Origin of the sequence: Solitalea longa (genome assembly GCF_002920915.1) — a bacterium.
GTDB lineage: Bacteria > Bacteroidota > Bacteroidia > Sphingobacteriales > Sphingobacteriaceae > Solitalea > Solitalea longa.
The window spans coordinates 110,099-128,571 of sequence record NZ_PQVF01000012.1 but is presented as its reverse complement, the minus strand read 5'-3'; the positions used below and the strand labels follow the sequence as shown (position 1 = coordinate 128,571).

At 37.2% G+C, this 18,473-nt stretch carries 9 protein-coding genes; 2 read left to right on the top strand and 7 right to left on the bottom strand.

Annotated features, from left to right (window positions below; translation table 11 throughout):
- Window positions 1–211: 211 nt before the first annotated feature.
- The 6 genes from C3K47_RS16215 to C3K47_RS16190 all read right to left on the bottom strand — a co-directional run bounded on the left by C3K47_RS16215 (window position 212) and on the right by C3K47_RS16190 (window position 15,822).
- The gene (locus C3K47_RS16215; RefSeq protein WP_103790213.1) at window positions 212–4,126 is read right to left on the bottom strand and encodes a Calx-beta domain-containing protein; all 3,915 of its coding nucleotides are present in this window, start codon (window positions 4,124–4,126) and stop codon (window positions 212–214) included.
- Between the two features lie 23 nt (window positions 4,127–4,149).
- Entirely contained in the window at window positions 4,150–7,668 is a 3,519-nt protein-coding gene (locus C3K47_RS16210) for a Calx-beta domain-containing protein (RefSeq protein WP_103790212.1), read from the bottom strand.
- 23 nt (window positions 7,669–7,691) lie between these two features.
- Window positions 7,692–10,556 (bottom strand): Calx-beta domain-containing protein, encoded by a 2,865-nt coding sequence (locus tag C3K47_RS16205; RefSeq protein ID WP_103790211.1) that lies wholly within the window; start codon window positions 10,554–10,556, stop codon window positions 7,692–7,694.
- A gap of 204 nt (window positions 10,557–10,760) precedes the next feature.
- Complete coding sequence (locus C3K47_RS16200) at window positions 10,761–12,749, bottom strand: OmpA family protein (protein WP_103790210.1); 1,989 nt, start codon at window positions 12,747–12,749, stop codon at window positions 10,761–10,763.
- 39 nt (window positions 12,750–12,788) lie between these two features.
- The gene (locus C3K47_RS16195; protein WP_103790209.1) at window positions 12,789–13,763 is read right to left on the bottom strand and encodes a PorP/SprF family type IX secretion system membrane protein; all 975 of its coding nucleotides are present in this window, start codon (window positions 13,761–13,763) and stop codon (window positions 12,789–12,791) included.
- Between the two features lie 499 nt (window positions 13,764–14,262).
- Complete coding sequence (locus C3K47_RS16190; RefSeq protein WP_103790208.1) at window positions 14,263–15,822, bottom strand: T9SS type B sorting domain-containing protein; 1,560 nt, start codon at window positions 15,820–15,822, stop codon at window positions 14,263–14,265.
- 462 nt (window positions 15,823–16,284) lie between these two features.
- Between C3K47_RS16190 and C3K47_RS16185 the strand changes: the two genes are divergently transcribed.
- Window positions 16,285–16,803: an acyl-CoA thioesterase gene (locus C3K47_RS16185; protein WP_103790207.1), complete on the top strand. Its 519-nt coding sequence runs from the start codon at window positions 16,285–16,287 to the stop codon at window positions 16,801–16,803.
- A 200-nt stretch (window positions 16,804–17,003) separates the two neighbouring features.
- Here C3K47_RS16185 and C3K47_RS16180 read toward each other — a convergent pair whose 3' ends face one another.
- Window positions 17,004–17,411, bottom strand: a complete 408-nt coding sequence (locus C3K47_RS16180; protein WP_103790206.1) for an EVE domain-containing protein — start codon at window positions 17,409–17,411, stop codon at window positions 17,004–17,006.
- Window positions 17,412–17,595: 184 nt separating this feature from the next.
- On the opposite strand from C3K47_RS16180, the gene C3K47_RS16175 reads away from it, so the two are divergent.
- Complete coding sequence (locus C3K47_RS16175; RefSeq protein WP_103790205.1) at window positions 17,596–18,459, top strand: bifunctional helix-turn-helix domain-containing protein/methylated-DNA--[protein]-cysteine S-methyltransferase; 864 nt, start codon at window positions 17,596–17,598, stop codon at window positions 18,457–18,459.
- Window positions 18,460–18,473 lie beyond the last annotated feature (14 nt).

The window sequence follows — 18,473 nt, the reverse complement described above, 5'->3', positions numbered from 1 at the left end:
GATATAGAAATGACGAAACGGAAGAAATGAATTTGGTACCTACACAGTAATTGCAAGATTAAAATTAACTCATAAACTACTCATTTACAACAATTTGATAGTAAATAATCACTTTTTGTATACAATTAAATTTATTCAATAAAAACAAAAACGGGAGTTCATTTTCATGAAGCCCCCGTTTAAAAACAATCGTAAGGTTTGATTTTTTTAACTATCTGAACCCTCTTATTAAAGTTATATATCCCTTCTTAGTTGTAAACCCTCCATCCTGGTCTTTTAGTTTGAGGATATAATAATAAGTACCATCCGCGCAGCCCTGACCATCCCAATCGTTTTGATAATTGCTGCGTTTAAAGAACTGAGTACCCTCTTTATTAAAAACAATAAGTTCATTTTGGGCATTTGTCACTCCATCAATAACAAACAAATCGTTGATGCCATCGCCATTTGGGGTAAAAACATTGGCTATTTTAGGTTGAGTTTTTAGGTTTTCTGTGGACACTGCTGAAGAGGTTAAAAAAACTGGACCATCGTCGTTGAGGATGGTACCAATAGCTTCAAACCGTTCTCCTGCAATAAAGTAATATGAAGGCAGCAGTCTAACAATAAATGATTCGTCACCTTCATTAATAGTATCTCCCCGCACATCTATTATTATGAAAGTAGTATCGGAAAGCTCACCAAATACACCTCCACCATAAATAAAATAATCAACCTGCTTAGAGGTGGTCACATCAATTACTTCAAAACCAACGGCAGCTGGAATAGGATTTCCTATCCCCCAGTTTGGCAAATTCTTAGTATATACTTCAAAAACAAGTTTCTTAATACCATCATCTCCTTCTGTTATTGTAACATCGTTACCAATAGTTACTTCTAATGGAGGATCATCATTTAAAATATAACCATTTATATCCCCTTCCGGTGGACTACCATTGATCCCGTTTACGGGGTAAGCAGTAAAGTACTCATCAAATTCAAAATCATTATCTCCAACTACTTTAAAAACCATATCCTTTTGCGTTTCGCCCGGAGCAAAAGTTACCCTAGGACCATCATCAAAAACAAGATCATTGTTAAATGCTCCAGGATAGTCATTATTATAGATGATTTTAAATTCAACGGTTACTGGTAGAATAGAAGGACCGCCATTAAGATATAATGGAACGGAAATCAATGTTGTATCTCCACTGTTGCCTTCATGTATCCAGATATAATTATCTCTTCGCATCGATACACTTCGACGGCCTTGAGTGAGGTGATCATAAATAAAGACTCTTTTAATGCTGTCTTCATCAAGAAAGTAGTCTCTTACAAAATGACCAAATATTGGGTTGCTTAACTTCAGGTAAAAATATTCATCTCCCTCATCCGCCGATGCTGGATCATATTTGACAGCTATTTCCTTAATTGTTTCACCTGGTAAAAAGGTTAATACTCCTGAAGTAGAACTATAATCACTCCCTTCAGTAGCGGTTCCGGGAACGGTTGTATAATCAACTTTTACAGTATGATTATTAGGTTGTAATAAGTTGACCTTGAAGACCATTAATGTGTCACTAGCATAGTAAGGATCCCGGGCAAATTGAATTCCTGAATCAAAAAATAGTATATCGTCTGCATCCTCTAAAACCCATACTCTCGTTTGAGGGGTACTTATTTGTGCATTTAAAGCATTACTTAAATTAAAATTAAAGAATTCATCGCCTTCAATTATAGTGTCATTTAAAAGGGTAACCGGTACATATTTAACACTATCACCTATAGCAAAGTTTAGCGTCCCTGAAACAGGCACGTAATTGGCCTGACCGCTTATATAGCCATCTGAAGTGGAATAATCAACACTAATTGGCTGTGAGGCAGGTTCATTTAATAAAACAGTAACATTTAAAATACCGGCAGATTCTTTTGCCGATTGCGTTTCTAATCCAATTACCTCATTTGGAGCCGTATCATTGTCTATTATTGTACAGATCGCAATACTGTCGGTAACAATAGCATTTTGAATCTCAGAAATAAGAATTTTAAATCGTTCATTGATCTCTGGTAGTGTATCACCAATTATAGGGATAGGTAATAATCTGTAAGGGGGAATGCTAAGACCAACATACATATACCCTCTATTATCATAATTTAAGGTATCTCTATAATCTTTGCTTTTTGCAGTTGATAGATCCTCAAGCCTGGCTTTAAAAAACACCCCCCACTGACTCGGGTTACTCAATGAAATTCTAAAATAAGCCATTTTCACTCCATCATCCCCTTCAATTATGGTCGTATCACTTATACTTATTGATGGGGTATCATCATCATCAATAATATTTCCTCTTGCGACATCTCCCCAGTAAGGGTCTCCAGTATTTCTATTTAGTATTACATTTTCTTCGTTTCTGGCTAAAACAAAGATCTGTTCATTATTTTCATCCGTATCATCTCCAATAACTCGAACTGTTATTACTTTAGCTGTGTCGCCGGGCATAAAAACCACGCTGTCACTCTTAAGAATAAAATCGATGTTAGAATCAGCTATGATACCTCCTCCAACATTTTCGGTCACATAACTATCCATAGCATACTCAATTTTTACTTTTTTAGGCGATGGGAAATTCAATTTCACCTGAAAGTTGACATCAGTAGTATCACCTTTGTTACCTTCAATTACACTGGGCGCGCTAAAAATAGCGGTAGGCTTTGTAGTATCTTTTATAATGATCTTGGTTCGATTCCGTGATAATGAAATATTTGGATCGGTTGGTGTAGAAAAATTAACATAGAAGTATTCGGTTTGTTCAAAGTCATCCGTTTTGATCACATTTAGATCAAAGAAGAACTTATCAAAATTATTGAAGGTCAAATTTCCACTCTTTTGATCATAGTCTGATCCTGCAACTGCACTGCCGTCTTCGGTACTGTAACTTAAATTAGTTGAAATAGGGGTCGAACTTGATAGCTGTAGAATAAAACTGTTCCAGTCTTCGGACACTACGATACTATCCGGAACATTGATCATTACGTTATTCTCATCATCTATAATATCAATACCAGCATCAATAAGTCCATCTAATATTCCATTTTGAGGCTCAAGCATCACAATATGAATAAACTTATCATGATTATCGATCGCGTTGTCAATGATCTTAAACTTGATCTGTTTCGAAAGTTCTCCCGGAAGAAAAGTTACAAGAGAATCAAGAGCAACGTAATCAACATCCGGAATTGCTTCATCCACTATCCAGGGTTGATTTCCATAAAAAGACATTAACCTAACAATTAATGGGATATTTCCCTTTCTGGTTAATCTTAAATTCATAGCAACGCTATCAACCGACTCCAAAACAGTTTGATGATAAGGAGAAATCAAAACTACCGGAAACTCCAGATCGTCATTCCAAATGGTGGCTGAAGAAGAAGTATTGGTCAGTTGAACATTTACCGGATTTGAATAGTTAACGATGAAGGTTTCATTTTCTTCTTTGGTGGTGTCGCCGTAGGAGGTGACCACTATTTCGGCCCGAATATGGGCAGCAGGTATGGTAAAAGTTCCGCTAGCCGCCTGGTAATCGGAGCCCGCTGTAGCAGTACCGTTGATGGTGGCATAATCAAAAGTAATATCCTTATAGCTCCAGTTGCTTAACTGAATCAAAAATTTCACCTTCACCGTTCCAGAATCTTGTTCCCGAACAGCCATATTACTGATGGTCATGGTGGGCGGGGCATCACTATCTAATATGGTGGCAGTACCCTTATTGTCGCAAATTGTGGCATTTGTTGCATTGCTTAGGTTAAGATAAAAGGTCTCGTCATACTCATCATATAGATCTCCGTTAATCGCTATGAAAAGGAATTTAACGGTTTCGCCAGGCTGAAAGGTCAAATAACCCGAATTGGCAGTATAATCATTCCTCGAACTTGCCGTACCATTTGAGGTAGAGTAATACACCTTTACTTCTTGCGTACTTGGGGAACTCAGGCTTATTTTAAAACTGGCGTAGCCACCTCCATTGTCGGGTTCAGTTACAGCAATATCGTTTACTGTTAAACAGGAAAGCTGTGCTGAACAGTTAAAAACAGTGCCCGTTAGCATAAAAAAGATGCCAATTAGCACTTTTGCAGATAACGCGTTCATAGTATAAAGAGTTAAAATTTAGCTTACCTTCGACTTCTTATAAGAGTGATATAACCTTTTTTAACTTCATATTCGCCTGAAGCCTTTTGCAATTTTAAGGAATAGAAATAGGTGCCATCGGTACAGCCTTGTCCATCCCAATCATTTTGATAATTCGATCGTTTATAAACCTGCATTCCTTGTTTGTTAAAGACCAGCAATTCATTTACGGAGGTTTCGAGATTAGGAATTACAAACAGGTCATTGATACCATCACCGTTGGGGGTGAACACGTTGGTGATTTTAGCTGAAGATTTTGAGTTTTCCACGGAATAAAGGGAGGATGCCCTTAATGAGCTGCCGTCATCGTTTAAGATTTGACCATTTACATAATCGAAACTCAATGTAGCGTTTATTACTAATGTTGGATACAATTTAAATTCCTCATCTATTTCTTCGGAATTATCTCCAATAACTTTAATAATTATATTTTTTGAGGTCTCTCCGGGCGCAAAAGTTATCCGTTCATTTATAGATGGAATATAATCGTCATCAAAGAAAGCTCGAAAATCGTCTCTATTAAAGACAGTAGTATATTCCATAATTACCGGTAATGAAGAAGGATCAGATAATGAAAGTGTCATAACCATATCAGTAGTATCGCTCTCATCTCCTTCATTGACCATATACCATAAATTATTAAAACTTAGGTAAGGTTTGAGGAAACTATTATTTCTTATAGCTGCTATTCCAACACTATCAACAAAAACTCCATATACAGGATTGCTTAAATTCACATAAAAATATTCATCGCCTTCGCCGCTTGTAGGAGCTACCGGAGTGATTGATATGGTTTTCTCTGTTTGACCAGGCAAAAAAGTTAATGTTCCGGAAGCAGGTGAATAATCGCTACCAGCAGCCGCTGTTCCATCAGCAGTTGAATAATCAACTGTAACTGTGTGGTTGTTAGGAAACACTAGCTTGACTATAAAATTGTAAGTACCATTAGAATAAAGAAACCCATCAGAGATTATAACAGTAGAATTATATCGTGGTTCATCATCGTTTAAAATTGTTCCCATTGCTTGACGAGTTCCAAAAGCTGCATTTATTGGGTTACTCAGTTTCAAATTAAAAACATTATCAACCTCCCATTGATCATCATCAATAAGTGTTATGGATATTGTTTTCACACTATCACCAATTGCAAAATTTAATACTCCGGATGCAGCAGTATAATCGTGTGTTGCCAATGCTGTTGAATCGGCTGTAGTATAATTAACACTGATAGACTGTTGGGCTGGTTCATTTAACTTTACCTTAAAATTCAATATTCCAGTCGATTCATTTACTGATTCTGTTTCAACACCGATAATTGGCAATGAAACAGCATCATCATTTATAATGGTACCTAATCCTATAGAATCGGTTGATAAAATTCCATTCTGCGGATTGGAAAGAACAATTTTAAAAGTTTCATTGAGTTCAGCGAGGATGTCTCCTTTAATTTGAACTATTAATTGGCTACTGGTTGCTTCTTTTTCAAAAGAAACATATGAAACATTCAAGTCATTATAATCGGATGCTTTACTGGCTGAAACATCAATTAATCGTGCATCAACATATACCTGATCTTCATTGGGATGATTTAAATTAAGGGTAAAAACAGCATTGGTAGTGCCACTATTTCCTTCCACAACACTAATGCTGTCTATACTGATGGTGGGCAGATCGTCATCATCTATAATTTTCCCTAAGGCTATGAAAGGAGAGTTTACGGGATAATAACCGGGTACAATAACATTTTCTACACTAATGTATTTTATTAAAACGTTCTCAATATCACTCCCATCTTTCATATCATCACCCAGCACCTTAACAATAATATTTTTCACCGTATCTCCAGGCATAAAAACCACACTATCAATCTTTGATATATACTCGACCCCTGGTCTCGCAATAGGTCCTGCAGTAAAATCATAATGATCTTCTATATCACCAAAAACTCGATAGATAAACTTAGACTTATTGGGTGAAGGAAAATTCAGCTTTACCTGAATAATTAAATCGGTAGTGTCCCCTGCTCCACCTTCAATTACACTTGGCTCTGTAAAAGAGGCCGTAGGCCGCGTGGCTTCATTAACAATTACTTTTATTCGATTATTAGTTAAAATTACATTGGGATCAGAGGGAGTTGAGAGATTGATATAGAAATATTCCTTCCCGTCAAAAACTTCATCGTTGGTTGTAAAAAAATAAAGAGGATAAGTGGTTGGTGAATACCAATAAAATGTAAGGGGCCCTTGCTTAGCAGAATAATCCAAACCATTCACAGCGGTTCCATCTTCAGTAGAATAATCAAAAGTTACATTTACCGGACTTGAAAGAGTAAAATTTAACACAGCTGCCCCGCCCTCTGAAACAATAATACTGTCAGGTACACTAATAGTAACTGCTTCTTCATCATCTTTAATCCAAACTTCAGAAGTTTGATATCCATCAAGTATCACATTTTGAGGACTAGAAAGCCACACCAAAATCCGTTTATCAATATTATCCACGGCATTATCTATAATGGCCAGTTTTACTGGCTTTACAAGTTCTCCGGGTAAAAAAGTAATGGTTGTATCCAGTGGAAAAAAATCAATATTGGGCTTGGCTTCAACTTCAGAAGACAAACTTGAATAAGGCGTAGATACTTTCACACTTAAAGGAATTGAACCTTTGCGGGTTAGTTTGAGATCAAAAACAACGCTGTCTGTCGACTCAGATACATTTTGCTGATATGGTTTGATTGAGATTACCGGGTACTGCAAATCATCATTTGAAATGGTAGCTGAAGAAGAAGTGTTCGTCAATTGAACATTCACTGGGTTTGAATAATTGACGGTGAAAGTTTCATTACTTTCTTTCGTGGTATCGCCATAAGAGGTTACTACGATTTCGGATCTGATATGGGCTGCAGGTATGGTAAATGTTCCGCTGGATGCCTGGTAATCGGAGCCTGCTGTAGCTGTACCGTTGATGGTGGCATAATCAAAAGTAATGTCCTTATAGCTCCAATTGCTTAACTGAATCAAAAATTTCACCTTCACCGTTCCAGAATCTTGTTCCCGAACTGCCATGTTACTAATAGTCATTGTTGGAGGAGCATCATTATCCAAAATAGTAGCAGTACCTTTATTGTCGCAAATAGTGGCATTTGTTGCATTGCTGAGGTTAAGATAAAATGTTTCGTCATACTCATCATGCAGATCTCCAGCAATGGATAAGAAAAGGAATTTAGTGGTTTCACCTGGTTGAAAGGTCAAATAGCCCGAAGCAGCTGTATAATCGTTCCTCGAACTGGCCGTACCATTTGAAGTGGAGTAATACACCGTTACTTCCTGTGTGCTGGGGGTACTCAGGCTTATTTTAAAGCTGGCGGAGCCACCTCCATTGTCGGGTTCAGTTACAGCAATATCGTTTACCGTTAAACAGGAAAGCTGTGCTGAACAATTAAAAATAGTACCCGTTAGCATAAAAAAGAGACCAACGAGTACTTTTAAATAGAGCGCATTCATAGTATAAAGAGTTAAAGTTTAGCTTACTTTAGACTTCTTATAAGAGTGATATAACCTTTTTTAACTTCATATTCTCCTGAAGCCTTTTGGAGTTTTAAGGAGTAAAAATAGGTGCCATCGGCGCAGCCCTGACCATCCCAATCATTTTGATAATTTGATCGTTTATAAACCTGCATTCCTTGTTTGTTAAAGACCTGCAATTCATTTACGGAAGTTTCGAGATTAGGAATTACAAACAGGTCATTAATTCCATCGCCATTGGGGGTGAACACATTGGTGATCTTGGATCTGCTATTCTTTTCATCTACGGAGGATATAGAGGATGAGCCTGATCTAGCCGAAGGTTCAGTTTTGTCCATCAACACTATTTTTACCCGATTATTTGTTAAAATTAAATTTGGATTAGAAGGGGTTGAGAGGTTGATATAGTAATATTCAGTTCCTTCAATTAGATCATCTGTATAAGTACCAAAGCCATAACTATAAGAAAAATCAGGAAGAGTATTCGAGAAGAAATTAGCAGTAGAATTATCAGCTTGATAATCTAAACCATTTATAGCAGTTCCATTTTCGGTAGAATAATTAAAGCTTGCATCTAGCGGATTTGTAAGAAAAAAAGTTAAATAAAAGTCCTCGCCTTCATTAGCAACAATACTGTCGGGTACATTAACTGTTACCTTTAACGAACTGCCATCGTCATTTAATAAAGTGATAATTCCGGTACTGTCTCCTATAGTGCTTTCATAGGGATTTGAAAGTTTGAACACAATTGTTTCATCCGGTTCTATAATTAAATCTCCATTGACCAGGTAAGAAAACTCTATTAGTGAATCAATACTATTCCCTGATGTGAAGTTTTCAGCTGATATTTCAAACGGGCTCTGCTCTATTCCGTTAACAACTGGCGTTATATTAGCTCTTACAATGGTCGCTATTCGTTTATCGAGCCTTGCCTTAAAATTTACATATGTTGGCGCATTCCCTTCGGGTATTGAAACATCATCAATATAAATTAACGGAGGATTGTCATCGTTTTCAATGTAGAGATATAAATCAGAATCAATACCTCCCGAAGGCAATGCTACATCACCTATCGGGTCAACATTTAACTGAATCACCTCTTCGGGTTCATATAAATTATCGGCTATAACTTTAACGGTGTAGAGTATGGAGGTATCTCCAGCAGGAATTGTTATGGTGTCTTTAATTTGTTCGTAATCAGATCCATTCACAGCATCAGGACCATATATCCCAGGCCTTCCACCCACATATAGGTAAACAGGAACAGGCAAATGTGTTGGATGGCTTAGCAAAATTTTAACATCAACATTTGTAATACCACCTGTTCCCTCTATTACGTTTAATTTTCCAACTTCGGTATAGAGAGATGGTTTATCGTAAAAGTCATATACAGCAACAGTAGTTCTGTTGTTAGCTAAAACCGCCCCTGTTGCTGCTGTGTAATTGACAAAAAAGTATTCGGTACTTTCTGCACCTGTGTTTAAGATAGCTGCTACAGAAATGGATTGTTCCGTTTGACCGGGTAAAAAGGTTACTATTCCGGATTCAGAAATATAATCTTGTCCTGCTATTGCGGTACTATCCTGCGTAGCATACTGAACTCTTACAGTATCTGGCGCTGGTCTTGATAAATTTAACTTAATGAAGACATTGCCATTATCTTCGGCTTTTTGCACAATCAACGGCGACTGAATAAGCGTTATAGACTCACTATCAAGTATTTTACATTCTCTTACTGAATGTCCATGTCCGGAATTAATGAAATTTGTTAAAGAGACATTGAATACCTCGTTAGGCTCACTTAAAGTATCTTCAAGAATATAAACTGCAACGGCTTTACTGGTTTCACCGGGTAAAAAAACAAGGCGTTGATCTAACGTATTAAAATCAAGATCAGGTGTCGCAAATCCATAACCCGAATTTGAATTGGTTTTAATATCTGCTTTTACAGTATCTGTGCTGGGTTTGCTTAAGGTGATATAAAAAACAACACTATCCGCATCCTCCTGCACTTCTGCAGAGCCCGTAATATTAATTGCCGGTAAAGTGCCATCGTCATTCCAAATGGTGGCATTCAGTTCGTTTTTTGATAGAACGGCGTTTTGAGCATTAAAAATCTTTACCTTAAATTTTTCCGTTGGTTCAATTTCGGTATCTCCCAGTACAGGTATTACAAATTCGGCCCTGGTTTGTCCCGGAGGAATAATCAATTTGCCTGATTTTGCTATATAATCCGAACCGGCCCTGGCTGTACCTTGTTCGGTGAAATATTCAAAACTTATTTCCTTCCCGCTATGGCTGGATAAATTAACATAATACTTCATTTGGACCTGACCTTCATCCTGCTCTTTAACAGCCATATCGTTCACAGCTAAAACAGGAGGATTATCATTATCAATAATTAAAACCGCTACTTCACTGTTACATAATACCGCGTTACTTGAATGGGTTAAATGGACATAGAAAAATTCGTCGTCTTCATCTATTTTATCTCCTTTTACTACCACACTTATTTGTTTGCTTAACTCACCAGGATAAAAAGTTACATATCCACCAACTCCGGTAAAATCAAGGTCCCACTTAGCAGTTGCATTATAATTTTCTGGAAAATAAGGATCAATTGCTCTTGAAGTGGTGGAATAATGCACCTTAACGGCTTGGTTAGAGATCCGGTTCAACGTGAGATTAAGTGTTACCGTACTGCTTCCTTCATCAGGCTCAATAACCGTTGCCCCTTCAATGCTTACACAAATGGGATCAACCTGAAGTGATGATTGGACGTTTTTACTATTTGCATAGGTTTCTATTGATGTAAATAGTAGAATAAAAATTAAAACGGGTTTAATTAGGCATGTAAATGTTTTCATAATAGTATATAAGTAATTTGAAATGTTTAGGGAAAGCAACGCCAAGCAGATGGAAAAACCGTTAACGATCAATACAATGACTTACTATTAAGTTAACGGAAAACATTTGCTGTTTCAAGGATGAATCTCAAATATATTATATACAAAAAATCCCCGGATTAATTAATATCCAGGGACTTATAAACGCTATTATTTGTATTGAATCTAATACCTTAAGATTGCAAACTCTGTTCTGCGGTTTAGCTGAAACTCTGTTTCAGAACAGTTGGTTCCATTACCGCAATTGTTTACAGGTTTGGTTTCGCCATAGCCTTTGGCTGTTATACGTTTAGTATCAATTCCTTTTGAAATAATATAGTTCACCGCAGCTTCCGCTCTTTTCTGACTCAATTGCAGGTTATAGCTATCAGCTCCCCGCGAATCAGTATGCGAACTCAATTCAATGATCATTGTTGGATTATCAGTCATCACCTGAACTAACTTATCCAGTTCAGGGCCAGCATCGGCACGGATGTTCCATTTATTAAAGTCGTAGTAAATATTATCCAACCTGATTCCTTTATACAACTCAATCGAATCAATACCTAATGATAGTTTGGCGTGCAAGGTTTTTGATTCGGTGTACCCTATTGTACTCAAACTGTCCTTGCGAGAGGTAATAAAATTGGTTTTTTCGGCGGTAACAGTATATTCACTGTTTTCTTCCAGATTAAATGCAAAAGCACCTTTAGCATCAGTTGGAGCCTTTATATTTGTATTCGTTTTTTTATTGTAAAGTGTTACAATAGCATTGTTTAAAGGAACACCCGTTTTCTTATTCACCACAGTTCCTTCCAGTTTAAACATTAGTTCTTTTTTTGTGAACTGGTAAATATCATCCATCCCTTTCCCTCCGTCTCTGTTGCTTGATAAATAGCCACTTTTACCATCAGCTGCAAACACTATATTAAAATCATCTTGTGGAGTGTTAACCGGATAGCCTATATTTTGGGCTTTTGCCCATTTATTTTCATCTAAATAACCAGCACGGTAAATGTCGAGGCCTCCCATACCTCCAAACCCTGTGCTTGCGAAATACAGATTATTCTCATTATCGAAACTTGGAAAGCGTTCGGTTCCTGCCGTATTCAATCCTTTCAAATTAACTGGTTTTCCCCATGATCCATCACTTTGGCGTTTGCAGTAGTACAGGTCCGACATACCTTCTCCGCCCGGCATATCCGATGCAAAATAGAGGTATTTGCTATCAGCACTTAAACAGGCATCACTTACCGAATAATCCAAAGGGGCATTATAGGCAAAAGGCTGAGGTTCGGACCAGTTACTGGTCTGTTCATCCAATTTAGAGCTGTACACTTCAAGCCTTATCGTATAATCCTTTTGCTTTCGTTTGTCATGTGTATAAGCCTTGCTATTTTTTATTTCCCTGGTACGCGTAAAATATACCTCTTTCCCATCTTTTGAAAAGCTTGCCGGGCCGTTATGGAAACTACCGTTGAGGGTATTTGAAAACACCTGTGGCTCATCCCATTTTTCTCCTTTTCTTTCTGAATAAAATAACTTGAGATAAGGTAAACCAGTCCAGCCCGACACATCTTTTTTTAAGGTATTGTTGGCATCAAAAAAAAGAATCGGTTTTTTGCTTGCCTTTTGATTTATAATCCTGTCGGAAGTAAAAACAATACCATTTTTATAGGGGAAAGCCCCCCAATCACTTTGCAGTGTATTGAGGGAAGTATCTAATTTGAAAACAAAATTTACCGGATGCTGCATGCGGTAGCCTGCTGAATCGCAGGCACTGATCAATTGTTCTAGGTTGGATAGAACCTCCTCACCAGCTTCTTCTTTATATTTCAGGTACCATTGCTTGCTTTCATGATATTTAGAATTGTTTTGTAAAGCTTCGGCATAATAGAAAAGATCCATGGGCTCATGGCCTTCCATTTGAACCACTTTAGCGTACCAGCTTTCGGCAAATGGGTAATTATGCAGCTGGCGGTAACTATCGGCAAGCCCTCGTGCCGCCATTAAAGTTTCCCGCTTGTCAAATGCCTTTTCATATAAATTGATGGCATCATTGAAATTCAGTAATTCGGCCTGACGTTGAGCTTCACGCAATGTAGCCTGTGCAAACACATATTGGCAACCAAGTAGCAAAAAGCTGATTATAAGGTATGTAAAACGTCTTATCATGATTCATCTATTTATAGTGCACTTGCCTGCTCTTTCTGATTAAAAATACCTTGGATTTAGCATTCGAATTTTCTTTGGTATGAACGAATATCCCATAGAAATTTCATGGGTACCATAGTTATAATCCTTAAACTTTGTAAACGAAAAATCGTAGGCATAACCAATTCTCAATCTGTCTGTTACATATATTTCAGCTAAACCAACCAATGCGTCGGTCGTTGAAAGATTATCTTGTAAATTTTGCTTGTTCCAAACCCCAATACCTGTTCTGTAAGACATTCCTAACCATAACCGCTCATTAAATAATACAAAAGTGTTTATATCCAAATTGGCCGGTCCGTGTGATTCATTTTTAAGCATGAAGGAAGGCTTTAACAAGACTTGTTTTGAGACCGGAATTAAACCACCTGCCGTTAAATAAAAGTGGGGCATTTTGGTAGGAATTAATATCGAGGGATCTTTAGTGTAATTTAAGTACTTACCGATTAAATTATCGGCCGAAGCCCCTGCGTAAAACCTGTCGGACGAATAATAGATACCGGCCCTGATATCGGGTACAATTACCGATTGCATCATATTAGGAACGCTGGGATCATTGGGAGAATACGACTCTAACATAGTTCCATCAAGGCCATATTGAGCGATACCTATTCCTAAACCAAAGGCCAGACGCGAAACATCTCCTACTTTTAATCGGTAAGCATAGTTGGCATAGGCTGCCAAAGTACTTTCAGCACCTAATTTATCCTTTAACAAAGTAAAAGCAAGGCCTACATTTCCATTGTTAGCAATGGCATCAAGTGCGAAGCTAAAAGTCTCGGGATGTCCCTCCAATCCTCCGGTCCATTGACTGCGGTAGAAAGAATGCATGTTTAACTGCTCTTTATATCCAGCATAAGCTGGGTTTATATAAATACCGTTGAACATGTATTGCGAAAATTGTGCATCCTGCTGGGCATGCGCATTCATCGCAAGGAATAAAAAAAACAACAGCAATAACCTTTTTAGAATCATAGCAATCCGACTAATGAAAATTTATGAGCAAGTATCCCAGCAATTACTCAGTTATTAAAACTCACAAGAAAACGCACATTCCCCCTAACTCCCTGTAAACTGTTTGTTATTCGTTAAATGGTTAAGATCAACAAGCTTAGTACCAAATATTATTTTTAAAATCCGAAACAAAAGTTTCTTTAATTATAAGATTATATTGGTTACTAATATTAATATTTATCAACTCCAACTAAAATAGAGATTTATCGCTGGCTTTAAAATACATCCAACTGATTTTAAACCATTTACCAAAAACAACTTTCATTAATTTCAAGCATATTTCTAATAAACAATTTTATTTCTTTTTAATTAAATACATAAACTACACATAACCAGTATTTAATTATTCCTTATCTAAACAGACCTCAGTGTATTAAATACTCTTCTTCTACTGTATTATTTTAACCACAATCATTTGGTTTTAAAAAGCATAAAAGGATCATTTAAAGTAAATAACCGTCTACTTTCTTAGAATTGCGACCCAACCAGTAATACATTGCGGATCAACCATTTCATTTTTCACCGTTAGCACATAATAATATGTACCAGGCGCCAAATGGTCACCATCCCAATCATTGGCATAATTAGTTGTCTCATACACACTATTGCCCCAGCGGTTCATCACTCTCAACTCATTGTATGACCACAAATCAAGACCTCTGATCTGGAAAGTATCATTTTGATTGTCGCCATTAGGAGTGAATACATTGGGAACCTTTAAACCAACAATTTTATTGATATAAACGCTGTTATTATTCACCAAAACTGGATCTTCTGTTTCCGACTCCACAGTAGCTTTGTTAATTACCGATCCGGTATTAATACCTTTTACTTTAACCGATAAAACCAACTGCCGGCCAGGGGCAAGCTCATCAACGCTCAGTGTGAATGAATTGGTGAAAGCATCGTAAATAAACAATCCCTGATCAACTTTATAGCTTACATATTGTGTTTTCTCGTTTAATGTATCTTTCAGCACCACAAACCTGGCTGTGTCAGGTCCTTTGTTTTCAATCAGAAAAGCATAATGAAACTCCGTATCAATAGGCACAAATTGTTTGTCGGCCGATTTGGTAATGCTTACATCCGCCTTCTTAATTTTGGGTTTAGCATTAATCACCACATCTTCGGCGGTTGATACATTATTGCATAAAGCAGGATCAAAAGCATCAGAAGTAATTACGGCAGTATTGGTGGCTGTTCCTTCTTTTAAGGCTTTAACTTTTATTGCTACCGAAGCGCTCTCCCCTACTTGCAACTGATCAATCTCCCAGGCTAATTGATGCGTGCCTGTATCAAAGGTTACTTTATTATTTGATGAAAATTCGAATGAAAAGTTATTGGGCAAAATGTCCTTTACCCGTATATTATTAGCAGGCGAAGGACCATCATTTTTTACCGTGATAAAATAACTGAGCGTATCACCTTCAGTTACCATTTTTTTATTAACCGTTTTAACAATGCTTACATCGGCAGTATCTTTTGCCACCACTTCGGTTGACGTTGACTTATCATTGCATTGACAAATGGTTTTTGTTGTTGAGGTAATTTTCGCTTTATTTTTAAAGGTTCCCGCTTTTACCACCTTAACAGTTAACTGCATTCCCTGAATAGTTTTTTTGGGCAAAGTTCCTACCATCCATTTAACCGTTTGACCGTTTACTTCAACTGTACCTATATTAACTTTCGAACTTGCATAAACCAGTTCATTAGGTAATGTATCGGTAACCACAACATTTTCCGCGTCAGCAGGTCCTTTATTATTAATTCTGATAGAATAGGTAAGCGTTTTTCCCACTGCCACCGATTTGGTATTGATTGTTTTTTGAATTGCCAAATCAGCACTATCTGGAAGGTTAACAAAAGAGACGTAAGTTTCAATGGCCCGATTGCTGCTATTTTTTGCCTCGGCAAATGAGCACCAAAAAACGGAACAGGTAAAACTTATGAAGAATAGCACCAACCATCGTTGATGCTTATAAGCATTGCTCCTTAAAAAAGAGCGAGAGAAGATACACATAGAGCGAAAATTTAGATAGGGGGCGTTCTTATTGATTACATACTAAAGCTTTTTATATCACATTCTTGTTTTGTACTTAACGACCTCAGTTTATACATTGTTTAAACCTTAGTCACGAGACTTTTATTTAGACAGAAAGCATTTTTTTATTTAATGAAGAAATGTCAAACCTTATGCCATGCATTTTTTTAACAATAAGTATATGTATTGAACTATTAATTAATACATTATAAACGTGGCAAACAACTATTATCAGCGTGCAACTCATAAAAAGCGCCAATCCCATTTTGCACAGAACGAGAGATCCTTTTGGTAAAAATTGTATTCATTTCAGTACAAAATTGGGAATCGAACTATAAGATTATAAGTATAGGCAGTTGGTGAGTATCTTTGGCGACAGAATTTAACCCTTAATGATGATGAGATGTATTTTGAGATAGAATACATCATAACAAATTACTGATGAAAGCAAAAACTGCTAAAGAATCGCTTACAATTATGAATGAACTGGTGTTACCCAACGACACCAATCCTTTAAACAATTTAATGGGAGGACGATTATTACATATGATGGATATTGCAGCTGCCATTGCAGCTCAAAAGCATTCAAATCATGTGGTGGTAACGGCTTCTGTTGATAATGTTTCATTCCGCCATCCTATTGGTTTGGGTGATGTGGTGACCATTAAAGCACAGGTAACGCGCGCTTTTACCTCATCAATGGAAGTACGTCTGGAAGTTTGGGCCGAGAATATTCCGAACGGCACTAAATTTAAAAGCAACGAGGCCTATTACACTTTTGTAGCCGTTGATCAAACCGGTAAAACGATTCAGGTACCAGAAGTAATTGCCGAAACCGAAAATGAGGTAAAATATTACGATGGAGCACTGCGTCGTCGTCAGTTACGTTTGATCCTGGGTGGAAAAATGAACCCTGACGAAGCCACAGAGCTTAAAGCACTTTTCTTTCCTGAAGAATAAAATAAAATACAAAGGACAAAGTACGAAGGACAAAGTATAAGACTTACGATTTTAGAGGTGGGATTTTAGATTGTAGGCTTTACTAACATCTAAAATCCCAATTCGTACTTGGTACTTTTTACATCGTACTTCTAAAATTGTACTTCTAAAATTGTACTTCTAACTTCGTACTTTATTTTACTTCTAACTTCGTACTTTACTTAGTTTTCTGCCAATTCTAAAATCCGATCAAACTCTTCTTGTTTCAACGGCATAACCGAAAGTCGGCCCTGACGAACCAATGAAATATCCTTTAATCGCTCATCCGCTTTAATGGTTGCTAATGTAACGGTGTTTTTTAATGTTTGTACAGGTGACAGATCAACAACCACCCAATTGGTATCATCGGTTGTTGGATCTTGATAGGACTCCTTTACAACCTTTGCTATGCCAACAATTTCTTTCCCTTCGTTGCTGTGATAAAACATCACCAGATCACCTTCTTTCATCTCTCTCAGGTTGTTACGCGCCTGGTAATTACGCACTCCATCCCAAAAGGTACGGCCATCTTCGTTAAATTTCTGCCAACTGTATTTATGCGGTTCTGATTTTACTAACCAATGATTCATTTATATTAAATTTTTAGATACCTGATTCTTTAATTTATAGACGATGCCAAAGATATAAAAAGACTATTTGCGGATTAAAATTTCATCTTGGAATGATTCATTAAATAGTACTAAACTTAGCAAGTTTCGGGTGGTGAAAGGTTAATTTCATTTCTACATTTGTTATCAGCAAACAATTAAAGTGATGAAAGAACAAGATGAAATCAATTTCAAAAGGGTAGCCGAAGCAATTGAATACCTGCAGCAGAACTTCAGATCGCAACCATTGCTTTATGAAGTTGCTGAGGAAGTAAATATAAGTCCATTTCACTTTCAACGCATATTTACGGAATGGGCCGGTACCAGTCCGAAGAAGTTTTTACAATACATAAGCGTTGAGCACGCTAAAAAGATATTGAAGGAAACACAGTCGAGCCTTTTTGAAACTGCAGTCGACACAGGTTTGTCGGGTACGGGACGTTTACACGATCTGTTTATTAATATTGAGGGTATGACGCCCGGAGAATATAAAAACGGTGGCGAAAATCTTGTTCTGAATTACAGTTTCGCCGAAACCCCTTTTGGCACCGTTATCATTGCTTCCACAACAAAAGGCATTTGTTACATCGCCTTTGCCGATGAACAGCAATCTGCATTTGATGAATTGAAAAAAAGCTTCCCGAATGCTGGATATAATCAGTTAACAGATCGATTTCAGCAAAACGCATTGCTTATTTTTAAACGAGATTGGACAGAGCTGGAACAAATAAAGCTTCATTTAAAAGGAACTCCATTTCAACTTAAAGTTTGGGAAACATTGTTAAAAATTCCTGTGGGAAACGTTTCAACCTATGGCGACATTGCTGGTAAAATCGATAATCCGAAAGCTTCAAGAGCAGTTGGTAGTGCAGTTGGAGACAACCCTGTTGCATTTTTAATTCCATGCCACCGTGTAATTCAATCAACTGGAACCTTTGGCCAATATCATTGGGGCAGCTTGCGAAAGACAGCCATAATTGGTTGGGAAGCTGCACAGGTGGAACTGGAAACTGCATCGAAAAATGGGTAAAGTTGATTTAAACT

What these genes read in the sequence shown, in the direction of transcription:
- C3K47_RS16215 (WP_103790213.1), bottom strand. Translation starts at nt 4,126, where the DNA reads ATGAACGCGTTATCTGCAAAAGTGCTAATTGGCATCTTTTTTATGCTA.
- C3K47_RS16210 (WP_103790212.1), bottom strand. Translation starts at nt 7,668, where the DNA reads ATGAATGCGCTCTATTTAAAAGTACTCGTTGGTCTCTTTTTTATGCTA.
- C3K47_RS16205 (WP_103790211.1), bottom strand. Translation starts at nt 10,556, where the DNA reads ATGAAAACATTTACATGCCTAATTAAACCCGTTTTAATTTTTATTCTA.
- C3K47_RS16200 (WP_103790210.1), bottom strand. Translation starts at nt 12,749, where the DNA reads ATGATAAGACGTTTTACATACCTTATAATCAGCTTTTTGCTACTTGGT.
- C3K47_RS16195 (WP_103790209.1), bottom strand. Translation starts at nt 13,763, where the DNA reads ATGATTCTAAAAAGGTTATTGCTGTTGTTTTTTTTATTCCTTGCGATG.
- C3K47_RS16190 (WP_103790208.1), bottom strand. Translation starts at nt 15,822, where the DNA reads ATGTGTATCTTCTCTCGCTCTTTTTTAAGGAGCAATGCTTATAAGCAT.
- C3K47_RS16185 (WP_103790207.1), top strand. Translation starts at nt 16,285, where the DNA reads ATGAAAGCAAAAACTGCTAAAGAATCGCTTACAATTATGAATGAACTG.
- C3K47_RS16180 (WP_103790206.1), bottom strand. Translation starts at nt 17,411, where the DNA reads ATGAATCATTGGTTAGTAAAATCAGAACCGCATAAATACAGTTGGCAG.
- C3K47_RS16175 (WP_103790205.1), top strand. Translation starts at nt 17,596, where the DNA reads ATGAAAGAACAAGATGAAATCAATTTCAAAAGGGTAGCCGAAGCAATT.